Source organism: Kluyvera fluvialis (genome assembly GCF_059725275.1).
In genome coordinates this window covers 4559219-4576955 of sequence record NZ_AP046142.1, presented here as the reverse complement: position 1 = coordinate 4576955, position 17737 = coordinate 4559219, and the positions used below count along the sequence as shown (strand labels likewise).

At 51.3% G+C, this 17737-nt stretch carries 16 protein-coding genes; 13 read left to right on the top strand and 3 right to left on the bottom strand.

What is annotated here, in order from left to right; genetic code table 11:
• Positions 1–514 precede the first annotated feature (514 nt).
• The 4 genes from AC6I4B_RS21615 (at position 515) to AC6I4B_RS21600 (ending at position 5484) form a co-directional block, all read left to right on the top strand.
• Positions 515–1084 (top strand): fimbrial-like protein, encoded by a 570-nt coding sequence (locus AC6I4B_RS21615; RefSeq protein WP_497768083.1) that lies wholly within the window; start codon positions 515–517, stop codon positions 1082–1084.
• An 84-nt stretch (positions 1085–1168) separates the two neighbouring features.
• Positions 1169–3700, top strand: a complete 2532-nt coding sequence (locus AC6I4B_RS21610) for a fimbria/pilus outer membrane usher protein (RefSeq protein ID WP_497768081.1) — start codon at positions 1169–1171, stop codon at positions 3698–3700.
• A 15-nt stretch (positions 3701–3715) separates the two neighbouring features.
• Entirely contained in the window at positions 3716–4453 is a 738-nt protein-coding gene (locus AC6I4B_RS21605) for a fimbrial biogenesis chaperone (RefSeq protein WP_497772283.1), read from the top strand.
• Positions 4453–5484, top strand: coding sequence for a pilus assembly protein (locus tag AC6I4B_RS21600; RefSeq protein WP_497772282.1), 1032 nt, complete (start codon positions 4453–4455; stop codon positions 5482–5484). Before AC6I4B_RS21605 ends, AC6I4B_RS21600 begins: the two co-directional genes overlap by 1 nt.
• A gap of 76 nt (positions 5485–5560) precedes the next feature.
• Here AC6I4B_RS21600 and plsB read toward each other — a convergent pair whose 3' ends face one another.
• On the bottom strand, positions 5561–7981 hold the full coding sequence (plsB, locus tag AC6I4B_RS21595; protein WP_497768080.1) for a glycerol-3-phosphate 1-O-acyltransferase PlsB: 2421 nt from the start codon (positions 7979–7981) through the stop codon (positions 5561–5563).
• 186 nt (positions 7982–8167) lie between these two features.
• Between plsB and AC6I4B_RS21590 the strand changes: the two genes are divergently transcribed.
• From AC6I4B_RS21590 to AC6I4B_RS21575, 4 genes are all read left to right on the top strand, one after another.
• Positions 8168–8536, top strand: coding sequence for a diacylglycerol kinase (locus tag AC6I4B_RS21590; protein ID WP_497768078.1), 369 nt, complete (start codon positions 8168–8170; stop codon positions 8534–8536).
• Positions 8537–8635: 99 nt separating this feature from the next.
• Complete coding sequence (lexA, locus tag AC6I4B_RS21585) at positions 8636–9244, top strand: transcriptional repressor LexA (protein WP_497768077.1); 609 nt, start codon at positions 8636–8638, stop codon at positions 9242–9244.
• A 65-nt stretch (positions 9245–9309) separates the two neighbouring features.
• The gene (gene dinF / locus AC6I4B_RS21580; RefSeq protein WP_497768075.1) at positions 9310–10629 is read left to right on the top strand and encodes an MATE family efflux transporter DinF; all 1320 of its coding nucleotides are present in this window, start codon (positions 9310–9312) and stop codon (positions 10627–10629) included.
• Positions 10630–10764: 135 nt separating this feature from the next.
• Positions 10765–10974 (top strand): CsbD family protein, encoded by a 210-nt coding sequence (locus tag AC6I4B_RS21575; RefSeq protein WP_497772280.1) that lies wholly within the window; start codon positions 10765–10767, stop codon positions 10972–10974.
• A 64-nt stretch (positions 10975–11038) separates the two neighbouring features.
• Here AC6I4B_RS21575 and zur read toward each other — a convergent pair whose 3' ends face one another.
• Positions 11039–11554 carry a zinc uptake transcriptional repressor Zur gene (zur, locus tag AC6I4B_RS21570; RefSeq protein WP_497768074.1) on the bottom strand — a complete coding sequence of 172 codons (516 nt, stop codon included), beginning with the start codon at positions 11552–11554 and terminating at the stop codon, positions 11039–11041.
• A 116-nt stretch (positions 11555–11670) separates the two neighbouring features.
• Here zur and AC6I4B_RS21565 point away from each other — a divergent pair, with 116 nt between their 5' ends.
• The 4 genes from AC6I4B_RS21565 to pspG all read left to right on the top strand — a co-directional run bounded on the left by AC6I4B_RS21565 (position 11671) and on the right by pspG (position 15074).
• Positions 11671–12159, top strand: a complete 489-nt coding sequence (locus tag AC6I4B_RS21565; protein WP_497768072.1) for a cupin domain-containing protein — start codon at positions 11671–11673, stop codon at positions 12157–12159.
• A 170-nt stretch (positions 12160–12329) separates the two neighbouring features.
• Positions 12330–13577: a conjugal transfer protein TraF gene (locus AC6I4B_RS21560; protein WP_497768071.1), complete on the top strand. Its 1248-nt coding sequence runs from the start codon at positions 12330–12332 to the stop codon at positions 13575–13577.
• Between the two features lie 119 nt (positions 13578–13696).
• Complete coding sequence (gene dusA / locus AC6I4B_RS21555) at positions 13697–14695, top strand: tRNA dihydrouridine(20/20a) synthase DusA (RefSeq protein ID WP_497768069.1); 999 nt, start codon at positions 13697–13699, stop codon at positions 14693–14695.
• Between the two features lie 139 nt (positions 14696–14834).
• The gene (gene pspG, locus AC6I4B_RS21550; RefSeq protein ID WP_497768068.1) at positions 14835–15074 is read left to right on the top strand and encodes an envelope stress response protein PspG; all 240 of its coding nucleotides are present in this window, start codon (positions 14835–14837) and stop codon (positions 15072–15074) included.
• Between the two features lie 173 nt (positions 15075–15247).
• On the opposite strand, the gene AC6I4B_RS21545 is transcribed toward pspG, so the two are convergent.
• Complete coding sequence (locus AC6I4B_RS21545) at positions 15248–16231, bottom strand: quinone oxidoreductase (RefSeq protein WP_497768066.1); 984 nt, start codon at positions 16229–16231, stop codon at positions 15248–15250.
• A 63-nt stretch (positions 16232–16294) separates the two neighbouring features.
• Here AC6I4B_RS21545 and dnaB point away from each other — a divergent pair, with 63 nt between their 5' ends.
• Complete coding sequence (gene dnaB, locus AC6I4B_RS21540) at positions 16295–17710, top strand: replicative DNA helicase (protein WP_497768064.1); 1416 nt, start codon at positions 16295–16297, stop codon at positions 17708–17710.
• Positions 17711–17737: the final 27 nt, after the last annotated feature.

Below are 17737 nucleotides of genomic sequence, written 5' to 3'. Positions count from 1 at the left end.
TCAAAGTTGTAAAGAAACTTTGGCTCTTTTTTATTGTGATGATGCCTTTCTTGTTATGGCGATTTTTTACACACGCTAAAACGCAAATTCTTGCCAATCAGCACAAGAGGCTTAAAAACTGATCATTCGTTAAATTCATATATTTTTTAAATGTGCGTTTTGAATATATACAAATGAGTTAATTTTATCTTGTTGAATAGTTCAATTGTAGTATTTTTCCAACGCTTCGATGCGAAGAAGATTAGTCTGTTTCTCATCGAGAGTTAAGCGTTTACTGGTATTTCTATTTGCTTCATTTTATGTATGAATGCAAGTAGTTTGGCTAAATTTATTATTTAATTTATTTAAAGTAATAAATATAAATCTGCGTGGCAATATCCATTCTGCAATAAAGGTCGGCGAGAAAATGATCTTCTCAAATGGCTATATTCACTTCTATCCATGAACTACCTCTAATAGGAATAAATTAGAGGCAATACTAGGTGTTATTTTTTATTATAAAGGATTATATCGAATGTTTAAAAAGACACTATTAGCCGTAATAGCAACTTCCTTTCTTTCGGGCGCAGCTTGCAATGTATTTGCTGCTGATGCGGGCCATGGACAAATTACGTTCCAGGGCGTCGTTATTACCTCTCCTTGCTCTATCGTCCCGGGCGATGAAAATCAGACGATTGAACTGGGTGAAGTCGCTGATAGCGCCCTGAATGGTGATAAAAGCTCAGAGCCAGTTGATGTCAATATTCGCCTGCAAGATTGTACTTTAAGTACGGGTGGTACACCTATCTCCAAAGCTCAGGTTACTTTCTCATCTGCGAATGCAGACTCTGAAACTAACATACTGAAAAATATGGAAGAGGGTAACTCCGGCGGGGCTACAAACGTAGGGGTTCGTCTGCTGACCACTAGTGGCACGAACGTGGTAATGGATGTTCCACAGGAGGTAAATCTGGTTGCTGATAATTCTTATCAGGTTCTGAACTTTAAAGCACGTATGGAATATGTAGGCCTGGGTAAAGAAACAGCACCTGCAACCGCAGGTAATGTTAAAACTGACGTACGCTACGTTCTGGCTTATAACTAATCTATTTTTACTTAATTTTTCTGTGACCAAAGTCGGTGAGGGAACCACCGACTTTTTAAAGTTTTATTAAAAGAAAAGTATCTTATGGAAAATAAAGAAAGGATTACTTTAAGGAAAATATTTTTTTTAATAAAACAGTCTCTGTGCCTGGTGATGATGACTACGACAGGACTTACCCCCGCATGGGCGGTTCAGTTCAACACCAGTATGATCGATATTGACGATAAAGAAAATATCGATATTAGCCAGTTTGAAAAGAAAGGTTTTATTCCGGTTGGACAATATATTGCCCGTGTTGATATCAACAAAAGAAGATTACCCAATGCATGGTCATTTGAGTGGATCAAAGCCGATAACGAAAGTGGCTCGCTTCTTTGTCTGACCGATGAAGACTTAACGGCGTTTGGGTTTGCGGATGAATTCATCCAACAACTACATCCCATCAACCCACAGGGTTGCTTAGATATTGTCAATAAATCTGAATTTGTTGTCAGGTTAGACAAAGCCGATATGGTCGTCACCCTCGTTGCGCCCCAGGCATGGATGAAATATCAGGCAAAAAACTGGACGCCGCCGGAGTTTTGGGATGATGGCATTGCCGGGGTGATGTTGGATTACAACGTTTATGCCAGCCAGTATGATCCTGATGAGGGGGATAAGAACCAGAGCGTTAGCTCCTATGGAACGCTGGGATTTAACCTTGGCGCATGGCGTTTGCGATCGGATTATCAGTACGACAAATCGTATGTAGATAGTCATTTAACGAGCAGCACTGGTGGGATGGATCGTACCTATCTGTTTCGCCCTATCCCGTCGATTACCTCGAAACTGACCGTAGGTCAGTACGATTTAAATTCCGATTTATATGATACGTTCCATTTTACCGGAGCTTCGCTGGAGAGCGATGACAACATGCTGCCGCCCGACTTACAGGGATATGCGCCGCAAATTACCGGTATCGCGCAGACTAACGCCAAAATTTCCGTCACCCAGAACGGACGCATGGTTTACCAAACCACGGTTGCCCCTGGGCCGTTTAATATCACCGATATCGGCGATACTTTTCAGGGGCAACTTGATGTGACAGTGGAAGAGGAGGATGGACGTAAAAATACGTTCCAGGTTGGCGCCTCCTCAATCCCTTTCCTGACCCGCAAAGGACAGGTTCGTTACAAATCCTCTGTGGGTAAACCCACCTCCGTGGGGTATAGCGATGTGAATAACCCTCTGTTCTGGACCGGCGAGTTTTCCTGGGGCTGGGGAGGGAATACCTCACTTTACGGTGGCGCACTACTGACGGCTGATGATTACCAGGCGGCAACCACGGGTGTCGGTTTTAACCTTAATAGCTTTGGCTCTCTCTCATTTGATGTGACGCGGGCGCAGGCAACTTTGCGCACAGAGAACAGGAAGGATAACGAGAAACAGCGCGGCGATAGCTATCGTATGAATTATGCCAAGCGGTTTGAATCCACCGGTACTCAGGTGACATTTTCGGGCTATCGTTTCTCAGACAAAGAATATATCACCATGAGTGAATATCTCACCGCGCGTAGCGGTGATGACTCGGTTGATAGCCAGAAAGAGAGCTATGTCCTTTCTTTTAATCAGTATATTGAGGCATTGGCGGTTAACACATACCTCAACCTGGCGCGTAATACTTATTGGGATGAGTCTGCTAATACTAACTATACGCTGTCTGTCAGCCGAGATTTTGATATTGGCAGCGTCAAAGGGATCTCTTCGTCAATGTCGGTTAGTCGTTCTCAATGGGAGGATCGCGAGGAGACTCAGTATTATCTGACGTTTTCAATCCCACTGGCGCAAAATAGACGGCTCTCCTGGAGCATGCAGAAAAATGGTAGCGATAGCATGTCCCAAACGGCCTCTTATTATGACACCTCAGACCACGATAACACATGGAACATTTCGGCAGCGGGCGACGAAAGTGATTTCCGCAATACAGAGCCGACTCTTCGCGCGGGCTACCAGCACAACTCGTCTTATGGGCATTTGAATATAAACGGTAGCGTACAACCCAACGCTTATAACTCCATTATGGCTGGCTGGAACGGTTCGTTTACTTCTACGCGTTATGGAATGGCGCTCCATGATAGTAGTTTCGGCAACAATGCTCGCATGATGGTCGATAGCGATGGTATTGCGGATGTTCCGCTTAATGATAAACACACTGTGACAAATATGATGGGGATTGCCGTCACCAACTCAGTCAGTAATTACATGACCTCCTTTGTACGTGTGGACAGTAATAAATTGCCCGATGGGGTCGATATTAATAACTCGATAGTCAGCACTACGCTCACCGAAGGTGCAATTGGTTATGCGAAGCTGAATGCGACAAAAGGTTATCAGATATTCGGCGTTATTCGGCTGGAAAATGGCCATTATCCACCGCTGGGCGTTAACGTTGTGGATATGGAAAGCGGCAAGGATGTTGGTCTGGTTGCTGATGAGGGATATGCCTATCTCAGTGGACTTCAGGAAGATAGTCGATTGCGTATTCAGTGGGGAAGTAATACCTGCGAAATCACCCCTCCTAACCAAAGTAATACTGGCAGCCAGACCATTATATTACCGTGCAAAAAGGTAAACTAATTCAGGATGAATGAAATGAAACCAACACAGATTGTGAAAGGACTCATCGGCTTATTAAGCGTCTGCTCTGCGGCAAATGCCACCGTCTCGCCGGACAGAACGCGCATTATTTTTAATGAGACAGATAAAAGTGTCTCTGTGAAATTAACTAACCAGAGCAAAACATTACCTTATCTGGCACAGTCATGGATTGAGGACAAAGAGAGTAAAAAAACGCGGGAATTTATCACTCCTTTGCCACCCTTGCTGCGCATTGAGGCTGGCGAACAGAGCCAGGTTCGCCTGATGGGGCAGCCTGCGTTAAAGCAGCTACCGACCGATAGAGAATCCCTCTTTTATTACAATATACGTGAAATTCCGCCGCGTGCAGAACAAAAAAACGTCATGCAAATGGCGATGCAGAGCCGGCTGAAATTATTCTGGCGTCCTAAAGCCATTGTTCTGAAAGAAGGGCAGGCAGTACCGATGGAAAAAGTGGAAGTCTCTCGTACCGTATCGGGAATTACCCTGAAAAATGGCACGCCTTACCATATTACCGTTGGCTATATCGGTATTGATGGTAAAACGCTTTTGCCAGGATCAAATGGTTTTATGGTTAGCCCCTTTGCGCAGGCTACTTCAGCGCTCAAAAAACTACCGGCTAAATTCCAGATTGGTTATATCGGTGATTATGGCGGTATAAATATGTTTAGCGTGAGTTGCACAACGGTTCAGCCTATTTGTCATAGCGAACCCGCGCAGAAGAGAAAATGATGAAAACAATTGTTATGCTGTTGTGTTCATTACTTTTCCTGGCTTCATCGTCAACATGGGCGGTCGACTGCTATCAGAATCAGCACGGTGGACAGACAGCCATCACGGCGACGTTACCGAGCTTTAGCGTGCCTTCAAATGCGATGCCGGGCAATAAAATATGGGAAAGCTCGGATATCAACATCATCGTATATTGCGATCATGCGGTGGATTACAAGACATCGAATCAAACGGAAGAGCTGTACGCCTGGATTAAGTTATCCGCAAAAAATAGCTCCGATGTATTAGATAACCCCTTTTTTACCTTCGGCGTTACCTATAACGGCATCGATTATGAAGATATTGATGGGCAGGTTCCAACCGGTGCTTGTCTGGATAAAAGTGATACCATCAAATATCATGAGCCGGTTTGTAATGGCGTCACATTACAAAAAGATGTGACTTTTCCCGCTCGCTTTCGTTTATATGTAAAGCTAAAAGCGTTTCCCGCTGACCCTGATGCTGTCTATAGCTTCGGCAGTATTAACGTGTTGCAGTTTGATGGTGAAGGCGGGGCGAATTTAATGAGTAATGCGTACAACCTGCGTTTTAATATTGATGGATTGGATCACGTTCATTTCCTTGACTGCGGCGTCAATATCAAAGTCTTCCCGGAAAACCAAATTGTCGATTTCGGCACGATGGCGATGAGTGGCAACTTTGCCGCAGAAGCGCCATTTTCGATTTCAACTATCAGAGATGTGAACGCAGAATGCACAGATCAGTTTGATGTCACCGTGAGTTTTAATTCCGACGATCTCTACGGTACGGCTCACGTTGATATGGGCAATGGTTTATTGATGCAAATCAGGGATGAAACGTCAGGAGAAGACCTTCTGATGAATACCTATTATCCGTTTGCGACCTATCGTCCGACGGATGAAAGTACGGTGACCCGTAACTATAAAGCGAAGCTAACGAAAAACCCGCAGAGAGAGATTGAAGAGGGGCCTTTCAGCAAGGATCTGATCCTCAAGTTCAACTATGAGTAGCCAGAGTTAAAAAAAGCGGGTCACAGAGGTGGCCCGCTTTTTTGTCTATAAAAGTCTCAGGCTAGGCCTGCGAATTTTATTCATCCTGAGCCGCGCTCTCAATCGTCAGGCGTACATCCGACGTAATCAACGCTGCAAGCATCTGATAAACCTTCATCGTTTGCTCCGGTTCGGCGTCGCCGCTGTCGCTGATATAGCCTTCATCGCGCAGCGTTAACACCAGCGACGAGAATACCGCTTTATCAAAGAACTCCGGCGAGTTGATACCGTGCAGCACCGACAGACGCTGAGCCAGCGTACGGCTCTCTTTTTCCAGCGTGCTACGGTTCATCGACGGGTTGCCGCTCAGCAGCCAGAAGGTGATCGCGTAGCGCTGCAACGTTTCGCGCGCCCCAGCGGCCAGCAGTTGCAGCGTGCGGGAGTGCGACGCGTTGATGAGCAGCTCGCCATCGCTGTCAGTAATCAGCTCCTGACGCACCATTTCAGCCAACAACGTATCGATAACCGCTGGCAGCTCATTGTGTTCCCAGCGCAGGAACAGCTCAGCCTTCAGCATTGGATAGAGGGTGTTGATATAATCCAGTACCTGCTCGCGGGAGATCTGGCGATGTTGGGTCATGATTGACGCCAGCAGCGACGGCATGATCAACATATGTGCGATGTTGTTGCGATAGTAAGTCATCAGCACCGCCTGCTCGCGCGGCAGAATGATGATATCGCCAATGGTATCTTTCTCGACCTCGAACTTGTTCATCTGTAGCGCGTGGTCGATAAGCTCGCTGGCGGAAGCGGTCGGCGCAGTCGCATCCGAGGAATACGGCGCGTTGCGCATCAGAGCCAGATAGCACTCCAACTGCTGCGTAAGCTGCTCGCGCGTGAGTGAACGCTGACGCGACGCCAGCAGTGCGGTACAGCACAGGTTCATGGCGTTCGCCGCACCCGCGTTGTTGATACGCACCATCAACTCGTTTGCCATCTTGTTGACGGTTGGCGTCAGCCACGCCGGACGCACGGCTTCGATAGGATCAATAGACTCGCGCCAATCTGGAACATGGTGGTTCAGATAGGTCATCAGCGGCATTGGTTCGCCAAAGTTGACGTAGCCCTGGCCGAGATTACGCAGCTTGCTCAAGCCCTTCAGCATCTGCGGTAAGCTCTCTTTCTCTTTCGTCGCCCCACGCAGCTCTTTGGCGTAAGTGCCCACTTCCATCACGTGCTCGTAACCGATATAAATCGGCACTAAGGTGATTGGACGGGAACCGCCGCGCAGCATGGCCTGGATGGTCATCGACAGCGTGCCGGTTTTCGGGTCAAGCAAACGGCCAGTACGAGAACGCCCGCCTTCCACGAAGTATTCAACGGAATAACCACGGCTGAACAGTTCGCCAAGATATTCGCGGAACACGGTGGAATAGAGTTTGTTGCCCTTAAAGGTACGGCGAATAAAGAACGCGCCCAGACGGCGGAAAATCGGCCCTGCTGGCCAGAAATTCAGGTTAATACCAGCAGCGATATGCGGCGGCACTAGCCCCTGGTGATACAGCACGTAAGAGAGCAGCATGTAGTCCATGTGGCTACGGTGACAAGGCACATACACAATCTCGTGCCCGTCGTGCGCTAATTGGCGTACACGCTCGGCGTTATGGACGTTAATCCCCTGATACAGACGGTTCCAGGTAAAACTGAGGATACGGTCGGTCAGACGAATCATCTCGTAGGAGAAGTTTGCGGCAATCTCTTCCATCAGCGCAATTGCGTTTTGCTGCGCTTTTTCGTGGGAGATTTTTTTGCTGCGCGCTTCGTCTTCTACCGCTTTCGCAATCGCTTTTGACGCCAGCAGTTTCTTGAACAGGTCGTGACGTGCAGGCAGGCGTGGGCCTACCGCCGCCAGACGCTGGCGAGCAAAGTGCATACGGGCAACGCGCGCCAGTTTCTGGGCGATGGTTTTATCCGTACCGTGCTCGTCGGCCATACGGCGCAAAGAGACTGAAGGCGAGAAACGCACAAAGCTGTCGCGTCCAAGCCAGGAGACTGCGAAGAACTTTTGGAAGCCGTTCAGCATCCGCAGCGGCGGGTTCACCTCGCCTTTTTCGCGACCCGGCGCGCGACCAAACATCACCGATACCGGCACCATTTGCACATCCAGGTCTGGATTGCTGCGGTGCAAGTCGAGATAGTCGTGGAACAGTTTGATCGACTCTTCTTTCGGCGTGTAATAGGTGAACACGCGGGGGCCGCCGTGGATGAACACATAGCGCGGCAGTAGAGTGCCGTCGATTTCTAACGGCTCAAGCGGGTCGGGAAGATCGTGTGCAAGACACTGGGCGCGCAACGTCAGCAGGTCGGCCTTAGAATTATAAGGCAGGACGTACATAATTGGACGTGACGTATCCAGCCCCAGCTCCTGAGCAGGTTCTGCCGGGATAGACTTGCTTTTTACCAAGACACTTAATGGTAAATTCAGTAATTTATAGTAAATTCGTGGCCAGCCGGACATAAACGATGTAAAGCCTCTGGTTAATCATGCAAATGCGCGGCAAGAATAGCAGAAAGTTTGCAAGATTTCTGTTCTGCCGCCTCATAATACACGAAGTAATTCGAGGCACGGCCAACGTAGCCGCCGCTCGGATTACGCCGTAAAAAGACGTATTGTCATTGACGTAATAATATAAAGGTTCTTGAGATGGCTAATAATACCACTGGGCTTACCCGAATCATCAAAGCCGCTGGCTATTCCTGGAAGGGATTTCGCGCGGCATGGATCAACGAAGCGGCGTTCCGCCAGGAAGGTGTGGCCTCGGTTGTCGCAATTATTATCGCCTGCTGGCTGGATGTTGACGCCATCACCCGCGTGCTGCTCATCGGTTCCGTCCTGTTGGTGATGATAGTGGAAATTCTCAATAGTGCACTGGAAGCGGTCGTTGACCGCATTGGCTCTGAATATCACGAGCTGTCCGGGCGGGCGAAAGATATGGGGTCGGCGGCGGTGCTGCTGGCTATTTTTGTCGCGCTGTTCACCTGGGGCACGCTACTGTGGGCTCATTTCCACTAAAGCTGTGAAAACTGCCTGATTTTGTGTGTTTTATGGTTCCAAAATAGACACTAGCTGTATATACTCACAGCATAACTGTATATACACCCAGGGGGCGGAATGAAAGCGTTAACGGCCAGGCAGCAAGAGGTGTTTGATCTCATTCGAGATCACATCAGCCAAACGGGTATGCCGCCAACGCGTGCGGAAATTGCTCAGCGCTTGGGGTTTCGTTCCCCAAACGCCGCTGAAGAACATCTGAAAGCACTGGCGCGTAAAGGCGTCATCGAGATTGTATCTGGTGCTTCTCGCGGTATCCGTCTGCTGGTGGAAGAAGAAGAGGGCCTGCCGCTGGTGGGCCGCGTCGCGGCGGGTGAACCGCTGTTGGCGCAACAGCATATCGAAGGTCACTATCAGGTTGACCCGTCACTGTTCAAACCTAGCGCCGACTTCCTGCTACGCGTTAGCGGTATGTCGATGAAAGATATCGGCATTATGGACGGCGACCTGCTGGCAGTACATAAAACTCAAGATGTGCGTAACGGCCAGGTTGTCGTCGCGCGTATCGACGAAGAAGTGACGGTAAAACGCCTGAAAAAACAGGGTAACGTCGTCGAACTTCTGCCGGAAAACAGCGAGTTTTCACCTATCGTGGTTGATCTGCGCCAGCATAATTTCTCCATCGAAGGGCTGGCCGTTGGCGTTATTCGCAACGGCGAGTGGCTGTAACCCCCATTCTCTAATGGCTGCGATACTTCTGCTATCGCAGCCTTTTTCCTTTCTGGTTGATCTCAATGTCGCTATTAACTCCAGCCGATAAAGCTCTGTGGCGTCTGGCGCTACCGATGATTTTCTCCAATATCACCGTCCCTTTGCTTGGGCTGGTCGATACCGCCGTGATTGGTCATTTAGACAGCCCCGTTTACCTGGGCGGCGTGGCTATTGGCGCCACCGCAACCAGCTTCCTGTTTATGCTGTTGTTGTTTTTACGCATGAGCACCACAGGGCTTACTGCCCAGGCTTTTGGCGCGAAAGACCCGCTGGCGCTGGCTCGCGCGTTGGTGCAACCGCTGGCGTTGGCGCTAGGGGCGGGGCTTTTAATTATCGTATTACAAACTCCGCTAATTCATCTGACGCTCTCTATCGTGGGCGGCAGCGGCGAAGTGTTAGAACAGGCGCAGCGTTTTCTCTCCATTCGTTGGCTGAGCGCCCCGGCATCGCTGGCGAACCTGGTGCTGCTGGGCTGGCTGTTGGGCGTTCAGTATGCCCGTGCGCCGGTGATTTTGCTGGTGGTGGGCAACGTGCTGAATATCGTGCTCGACCTGTGGCTGGTGATGGGGCTGCACATGAATGTGCAGGGCGCGGCACTGGCAACGGTCATTGCTGAATACGCCACGCTGTTAGTCGGCCTGGGTATGGTGCGTAAAGTATTGGTATTGCGTGGTATCTCATGGGCGATGCTGAAAAACGCCTGGCGCGGCAACCTGCGCCGCCTGCTGGCGCTCAACCGCGATATCATGCTGCGCTCGCTGTTGCTCCAGCTTTGCTTTGGCGCGGTGACGGTCTTTGGCGCGCGCCTGGGTAGCGATGTCGTGGCGGTTAACGCGGTGCTGATGACTATGCTGACCTTTACCGCTTACGCGCTGGATGGTTTTGCCTATGCTGTGGAAGCCCATTCAGGGCAGGCTTACGGCGCGCGCGATGGCAGCCAACTGCTGGAAGTCTGGCGAGCGGCATGTCGTCAGGCTGGCATCGTGGCGCTGGCTTTTGCGCTGGTATACGCCATTTTCGGCGAGTCTATCGTGGCGTTGCTGACATCCCTACCTGAACTTCAACTGCTCGCAGATCACTACGTACTGTGGCAAGTGGTGCTGCCGGTTATCGGCGTGTGGTGTTACCTGCTGGACGGCATGTTTATTGGCGCAACGCGCGGCGCAGAGATGCGTAACAGTATGGCGGTAGCGGCTGTCGGCTTTGCGCTTACGTTGCTGGCGCTGCCTGTGTTGGGCAACCACGGGTTGTGGCTGTCACTGGCTGTTTTCCTGGCGCTGCGCGGCCTGTCGCTGGCTTTTATCTGGCGACGCCACTGGCGCAATAACACCTGGTTTTCCTGACCAAATGGTTAAAGATTCCGAATAATAAATCAACGGCGGAATGACTGACTACAATTAATCTCACGCTTAGCGAAAACGAGTGTGTTCAGCAACGAAGACACTCGCTACTGATTCACTGACGATGAGGATTTGATGATGAATAAAGACGAAGTCGGCGGTAACTGGAAGCAGGTTAAAGGCAAAGTGAAAGAGCAATGGGGCAAACTGACCGATGATGACGTGACCGTCATTGAAGGGAAGCGCGACCAATTGGTCGGTAAAATTCAGGAACGTTACGGTTACGCGAAGGATCAGGCCGAAAAAGAGGTCGATAGCTGGGAAAAACACCACCACTATCGCTGGTAAGTATCGACGGTAATGATTTCCTACCCGAGAGTACAGGGAAGTACACTCCCCATCCTTTACTCTGCTAGCGTGATTTCTTTTTAATTTGGATGGTGTGGTCGTGATGGCAATGTTCATGCGACCGACATGCTTCCACCTCAACACAAGCAGAGCACAAGCCGTGCGCTTCAATCACATTGTGGCGCAGGGCAAACCCCATTTTCGCCGCCAGCGCATGCATGATGTCTTCAACACCTTCCGCACACTCCTCTTTCACCACTCCGCAGCGATCGCAGATAAACATCGCAGACGTATGGGTTGGCTGGTCGAACAAATGGCACAGCACGTAGCTGTTGGTCGATTCCACCTTATGCACAAAGCCTTGTTCCAGCAAAAACTCCAGCGCGCGATATACGGTTGGCGGCTTGGCCTGCGGCTCTTTTACGCGCAGCAAATCGAGCAGATCGTAAGCGCTGATTGCCCCTTGTTGAAGGCTCATCAGACGTAACACTTCCAGACGTTGCGGGGTCAGGCGCACACCGCGTTGCGCACAGAGCTTTTCAGCCTGCGCTAACAGGTCTTGCGTAGTGGTCTTATCCATTGGCGTCCTCGGGTTACGGGTGAAACAAACCCCTACTTTATCATGATATGGCAGAAACACCGAGTTTCCACCGATGTGTTATAGCTGGCGTATCTCACACTCAGGATGAAAACACGATGAAAAGACCCGATTGCATTCGCCATTGGCATGATATTGAAGGGACGGATGACTCCACCTACCCCGACAGCGACGAACGTTTTTCGATTGGCGCGCCGCTTGCCAGGGCGCTGGGGCTGCGGCATCTCGGCATCCACCACGAACGCCTGCCGCCGGGGCGTCGCACCTCATATCCGCACGCCGAGAGCGACGAAGAGGAGTTTATCTACGTGCTGGAAGGCTACCCACAGGCGTGGATTAACGGTTATATGTGGAAGCTACAGCCCGGCGATAGCGTTGGTTTTCCCGCCGGAACGGGCGTGTGCCATACCTTTATCAACAACACTTCAGAAGAGGTGCGTTTGTTGGTGGTCGGCGAAGCGAACAAAAAGCATAACCGTATTTACTACCCGTTAAACGCCTCGTACGCGGTGACGCGCGAAGATCGCTGGGTTGATCATCCGCCGCAGTTTTTTGGCCCACACAACGGAAAACCTGGGCGAAATTAATATCATCTTCTATAAATGATTAGGGCACTTACTAATAACAGCAGGCCTCTCGAAAATTTTAGTGAAGGGAATTGACCACTTTTCATCCTGTTATTCACAGCAATAGTTCGTCCCCACCTAAGCCATAATGGAGGGGGGTATCTCATAACAGACAATAAGACGGGCATACTGTGAATAAAAACGAGAAATTTTCGCTAATAGGGATCGCTGTCTCTTTTTTACTCTCTGGACAAGCAGGGGCGGCAAATGGTTGGACTGAGGCTCGTAACGATGCGATGGGCGGAACGGGCGTGGCATCCGCCAATTATGGCTGCGGGGTGTTGATTAACCCCGCGCTTCTGGCAAAAGCGCAGCCCGATGATGATATCACGCTGATCCTGCCGACCATCGGCGCTCAGCTTTCTGACAAAGACAATCTGCGCAACAAAATCGACGACATCAGCGATGACGTAAAAAACTACCGTCATGCTATCGCCCACCTCAACCCAATAGATCTGTTTATTCCTGGCAGCACGGGTTATCGACAGGTTTCAACGGCGGCAGGCGATTTGGCGGGCGAACTTGCATCGCTGAAAGGCAAAACATCCAGCGCTAAAGTGGGGGCAGGGATTGCGGTCACTATCCCGAATGACGTACTGGCGGTAGCATTCGTGGCGAAAGCCAATGCGCGAGCGCGGATCAGTTCCTATATTGATCAAGGCGATATCGACCTGTTGCGCACGGTTCAGAAAACGCCTGCCAGCATTTTGGGGATTAACACCAAGAATTTAAAATCGAAAGGTTTTGGCCGTGCGGCGATTGTTTCCGATTATGGCGTCGCGGTGGCGCGGCAGTTTGACCTCGGTGGCGTTCCAGTTTCTCTCGGTATTACGCCAAAACTGCAAAAAACCTGGCTCTACAACTACACCGTATCGATTTACAACTTCAGCAGTGACGATATCAATAGCAGCCGTTACCGCAACGACGATACCGGTTTTAACGTCGATGCCGGGATGGCGGCGGATATTGGCGATAGCTGGACTATCGGGCTGAGTGGGCAAAACCTGTTCTCACGCGATATCGACACTAAAGAGGTGAGCGGCGTGCGCGATACCTACCAAATCCGCCCGTTAGTCACCGCAGGCGCAGCCTGGCATAACGACCTGCTGACGCTGAGCGCCGATGGCGACTTGACCGAAACCAAAGGCTTCAAAAGCGAAGACAGCTCGCAGTACGTGGGCGTAGGGGCGGAAGTGCGACCGCTGGACTGGCTGGCGCTGCGCGCGGGGTATCGCGCGGACGTGAAAAACAACGACAGCAACGTCTTCACCGGCGGTGTCGGTTTTGCGCCATTCGAAAGCGTACATCTTGACCTGATGGGGCTTTACGGCGAAGAGCAAACCTGGGGCGCGGGCGCGCAGTTGAGCGTCACGTTCTAACAGCCCGCTTTGCCGGATGGCGCTGTGCTATCCGGCAAACGCAATGCCAGCATCTTGCGCCGCCGGTTTTGCTTTGTGCTATAGTAGCGCCCCTTTTTCCAGATGCTTAAATAATCGCCATGCTGTCAGAATCTTCGTCTCCTGCTTTTGCCGCTCATCGTTTCTCCATCGCGCCGATGCTCGACTGGACGGACAGACATTGCCGCTACTTCTTGCGCCAACTGTCACAGCACACATTGCTGTATACCGAAATGGTGACTACCGGGGCGATTATTCACGGTAAGGGCGACTATCTGGCCTACAGCGAAGAAGAACATCCGATTGCCTTGCAGCTTGGCGGCAGCGATCCGGCTGCGCTGGCGCACTGCGCAAAACTGGCGCAAGAGCGTGGCTACGACGAGATTAACCTCAACGTAGGCTGCCCGTCTGACCGCGTCCAAAATGGCATGTTTGGCGCGTGCCTGATGGGCAATGCTCAGTTGGTGGCGGATTGTGTCAAAGCGATGCGCGACGTGGTGTCGATTCCGGTGACGGTAAAAACCCGTATCGGCATCGATGATCAGGACAGCTACGAATTTCTCTGCGATTTCATTGAAACGGTTTCCGGGCGCGGCGAGTGCGAAATGTTTATTATCCACGCGCGTAAAGCCTGGCTTTCCGGCCTCAGCCCGAAAGAAAACCGCGAAATCCCGCCGCTGGACTACCCGCGCGTTTACCAGCTCAAGCGCGATTTCCCGCACCTGACGATGTCCCTTAATGGTGGCATTAAGTCACTGGAAGAGGCGAAAGCGCATCTTGCGCATATGGACGGCGTGATGGTGGGGCGCGAAGCCTATCAGAACCCAGGGATTTTGGCCTCGGTTGACCGCGAGATTTTTGGCGCAGGCGACATCGATGCAGACCCCGTTGCCGTCGTGCGTGCGATGTATCCGTACATTGAGCGCGAGCTGAGTAATGGCACTTACCTCGGCCACATAACTCGCCATATGCTGGGGCTGTTTCAGGGGATCCCTGGCGCGCGCCAGTGGCGTCGTTACCTGAGCGAAAATGCGCACAAAGCGGGGGCGGATATCAACGTACTGGAACATGCGCTGAAGCTGGTTGCCGATAAGCGTTAATTTTTACGCTAAAACTTAGTCAAATTCACTACGCCTGGCACATCGTTGCTGGGCGTTTTTGTTATTATTCAATAAGTTAGTTTTGGCACGATTCTTGTAATACTCCTGAGAGAAAAAGTGTGATTCTGGGAGAACGACCATGCTGGAACTGTTATTTGTGATAGGTTTTTTCGTGATGCTGTTGGTGACGGGCATTTCGCTGCTGGGCATTATTGCGGCGCTGGTCGTGGCGACGGTGCTGATGTTTGTCGGTGGTCTGTTCGCGATAATGATTAAGTTACTGCCGTGGCTGCTGTTGGCGGTCGTAGTGGTCTGGATCATCCGGGCGATAAAAACACCAAAAAACACACCGTATCGCGGCAACTATCGGAGGTATTGAGGCGTTCGTCACAACCTCAATAATTTTGCATAAAACGGCGTAGGATTTGCGTAATAAATCTGTCACTATTGCCGCCGTTAATGAATTCATCGAGCTGTACCCTACATACAGCCGAACTAAAAAAAGACTAGGGCTTCCTGCGGGAAGCCCTAGTCTTTTGTGCCGAACCCCAATTACGGAATAAGCAGGCTGGAGCCTTGTGTGACGCGGCTTTCCAGCACCTCATGCGCACGTCGTGCATCTTTCAGCGCAAACTTCTGGCTCTGCGCCACATCGACTTTAATAATGCCGCTGGCAATCAGGGAAAACAGCTCGTGGCTGGCTTCTTTCAGCTCGTCATAATGAGTGATGTAGCCGTTCAGCGATGGGCGAGTCACAAACAGTGACCCTTTTTGATTGAGAATGCCGAGGTTAACTCCGGTGACGGGGCCAGAGGCGTTGCCGAAACTGACCATCAGGCCACGGCGTTGCAGGCAGTCGAGGGAATCTTCCCAGGTATCTTTACCAACGGAGTCGTACACCACCGGCAATTTTTTGCCGCCGGTAATCTCTTTTACGCGCTCGACAATGTTTTCCTGCTGATAGTTAATCACCTGCCAGGCGCCGGCCTGTAGCGCGCGCTGGGCTTTTTCCGCGCTGCCGACTGTGCCGATAAGCTTCGCGCCCAGCGCTTTGGCCCATTGGCAGGCAATCAGCCCCACACCGCCCGCCGCCGCATGGAACAGGAACGGTTCGCCCGGTTTAATTTCATAGGTTTTACGCAGCAGATAAAAGACTGTTAAGCCTTTCAGGTATGAAGCGGCAGCCTGTTCATAAGAGATAGCGGCAGGAAGCAGGGCGACTTTATCGGCGGCGACGTTATGCACCGAGCTGTACGCGCCGAGTGGGGCTTGTGCATACACCACGCGGTCGCCCGCTTTCAGGTGTTTGACGTTGCGCCCCACCTGGCTGACCACGCCTGCGGCTTCGGTTCCCAGCCCGCTGGGCAGCGAAGGCGGCGGATACAGGCCGCTGCGAATATAGGTGTCGATATAGTTAATGCCGATGGCTTTATTTTCCACCTGAACGTCGTTGTCGGCGGGAGCCGTCGGGGTAAACTCGACGACGTTAAGCACTTCTGGGCCGCCATGTTTGCTAAATTCAATACGGGTTGCCATGCTTCCTCCTGAACAATGTGATAATCTTTCGACCCACTCTTTATCTCGGTAATACCATTCACTATGGCAGCAAATAAACCCTTCAACAAACCTCAAACCGAAGCTCGCGACCGCGATCCGCAGGTGGCTGGGCTGAAAGTACCTCCGCACTCAATTGAAGCGGAACAGTCAGTGTTGGGCGGTTTAATGCTGGATAACGAACGCTGGGACGATGTTGCCGAGCGCGTTGTTGCAGAGGATTTTTATACCCGCCCGCACCGCCATATCTTTACCGAAATGGGCCGTTTACAAGAAGGCGGCAGCCCGATTGACCTGATAACGCTCGCGGAATCACTGGAGCGTCAGGGGCAACTGGACAGCGTTGGGGGATTCGCGTATTTAGCAGAACTCTCCAAAAATACGCCAAGTGCGGCGAACATCAGCGCTTATGCCGACATCGTCCGTGAACGTGCTGTTGTCCGTGAGATGATCTCGGTGGCGAATGAAATCGCCGAAGCCGGTTTCGACCCGCAGGGGCGTACCAGCGAAGACCTGCTGGATCTCGCGGAATCGCGGGTGTTTAAAATCGCCGAAAGCCGTGCCAATAAAGACGAAGGCCCAAAGAACATTACCGAAGTGCTCGACGCCACCGTCGCGCGTATCGAGCAGTTATTCCAGCAGCCGCATGATGGCGTCACCGGGGTTAACACCGGTTATGACGACCTCAACAAAAAAACCGCAGGCTTGCAGCCGTCTGACCTCATCATCGTGGCGGCGCGTCCGTCGATGGGTAAAACGACATTTGCGATGAACCTCGTCGAAAACGCGGCGATGTTGCAGGATAAACCGGTGCTAATCTTCAGTCTTGAGATGCCATCGGAACAGATTATGATGCGTTCTCTGGCGTCGCTGTCTCGCGTAGACCAGACCAAAATTCGTACCGGTCAACTCGATGACGAGGACTGGGCGCGCATCTCCGGCACGATGGGTATCCTGCTGGAAAAACGTAACATCTACATTGATGACTCCTCTGGCCTGACTCCGACGGAAGTGCGCTCCCGCGCGCGCCGTATCGCCCGCGAACACGGCGGTATCGGCCTCATCATGATTGACTACCTTCAGCTGATGCGCGTGCCGTCGCTTTCCGACAACCGTACGCTGGAAATCGCTGAAATCTCCCGCTCGCTCAAAGCGTTAGCCAAAGAACTGCACGTGCCGGTGGTGGCGCTGTCGCAGCTTAACCGCTCGTTGGAACAACGTGCGGATAAACGTCCGGTCAACTCCGATCTGCGTGAATCAGGCTCTATCGAACAGGATGCCGACTTAATCATGTTTATCTATCGTGATGAGGTTTATCACGAAAACAGTGACTTAAAAGGCATCGCTGAGATTATTATCGGTAAACAGCGTAACGGCCCGATCGGTACGGTGCGCTTGACCTTTAACGGTCAGTGGTCGCGCTTCGATAACTACGCCGGGCCGCAGTACGACGACGAATAACAAGATTGAATCAGGTCACTCAAGCAA

What these genes read in the sequence shown, in the direction of transcription:
- AC6I4B_RS21615 (WP_497768083.1), top strand. Translation starts at nt 515, where the DNA reads ATGTTTAAAAAGACACTATTAGCCGTAATAGCAACTTCCTTTCTTTCG.
- AC6I4B_RS21610 (WP_497768081.1), top strand. Translation starts at nt 1,169, where the DNA reads ATGGAAAATAAAGAAAGGATTACTTTAAGGAAAATATTTTTTTTAATA.
- AC6I4B_RS21605 (WP_497772283.1), top strand. Translation starts at nt 3,716, where the DNA reads ATGAAACCAACACAGATTGTGAAAGGACTCATCGGCTTATTAAGCGTC.
- AC6I4B_RS21600 (WP_497772282.1), top strand. Translation starts at nt 4,453, where the DNA reads ATGAAAACAATTGTTATGCTGTTGTGTTCATTACTTTTCCTGGCTTCA.
- plsB (WP_497768080.1), bottom strand. Translation starts at nt 7,981, where the DNA reads ATGTCCGGCTGGCCACGAATTTACTATAAATTACTGAATTTACCATTA.
- AC6I4B_RS21590 (WP_497768078.1), top strand. Translation starts at nt 8,168, where the DNA reads ATGGCTAATAATACCACTGGGCTTACCCGAATCATCAAAGCCGCTGGC.
- lexA (WP_497768077.1), top strand. Translation starts at nt 8,636, where the DNA reads ATGAAAGCGTTAACGGCCAGGCAGCAAGAGGTGTTTGATCTCATTCGA.
- dinF (WP_497768075.1), top strand. Translation starts at nt 9,310, where the DNA reads ATGTCGCTATTAACTCCAGCCGATAAAGCTCTGTGGCGTCTGGCGCTA.
- AC6I4B_RS21575 (WP_497772280.1), top strand. Translation starts at nt 10,765, where the DNA reads ATGAATAAAGACGAAGTCGGCGGTAACTGGAAGCAGGTTAAAGGCAAA.
- zur (WP_497768074.1), bottom strand. Translation starts at nt 11,554, where the DNA reads ATGGATAAGACCACTACGCAAGACCTGTTAGCGCAGGCTGAAAAGCTC.
- AC6I4B_RS21565 (WP_497768072.1), top strand. Translation starts at nt 11,671, where the DNA reads ATGAAAAGACCCGATTGCATTCGCCATTGGCATGATATTGAAGGGACG.
- dusA (WP_497768069.1), top strand. Translation starts at nt 13,697, where the DNA reads ATGCTGTCAGAATCTTCGTCTCCTGCTTTTGCCGCTCATCGTTTCTCC.
- pspG (WP_497768068.1), top strand. Translation starts at nt 14,835, where the DNA reads ATGCTGGAACTGTTATTTGTGATAGGTTTTTTCGTGATGCTGTTGGTG.
- AC6I4B_RS21545 (WP_497768066.1), bottom strand. Translation starts at nt 16,231, where the DNA reads ATGGCAACCCGTATTGAATTTAGCAAACATGGCGGCCCAGAAGTGCTT.
- dnaB (WP_497768064.1), top strand. Translation starts at nt 16,295, where the DNA reads ATGGCAGCAAATAAACCCTTCAACAAACCTCAAACCGAAGCTCGCGAC.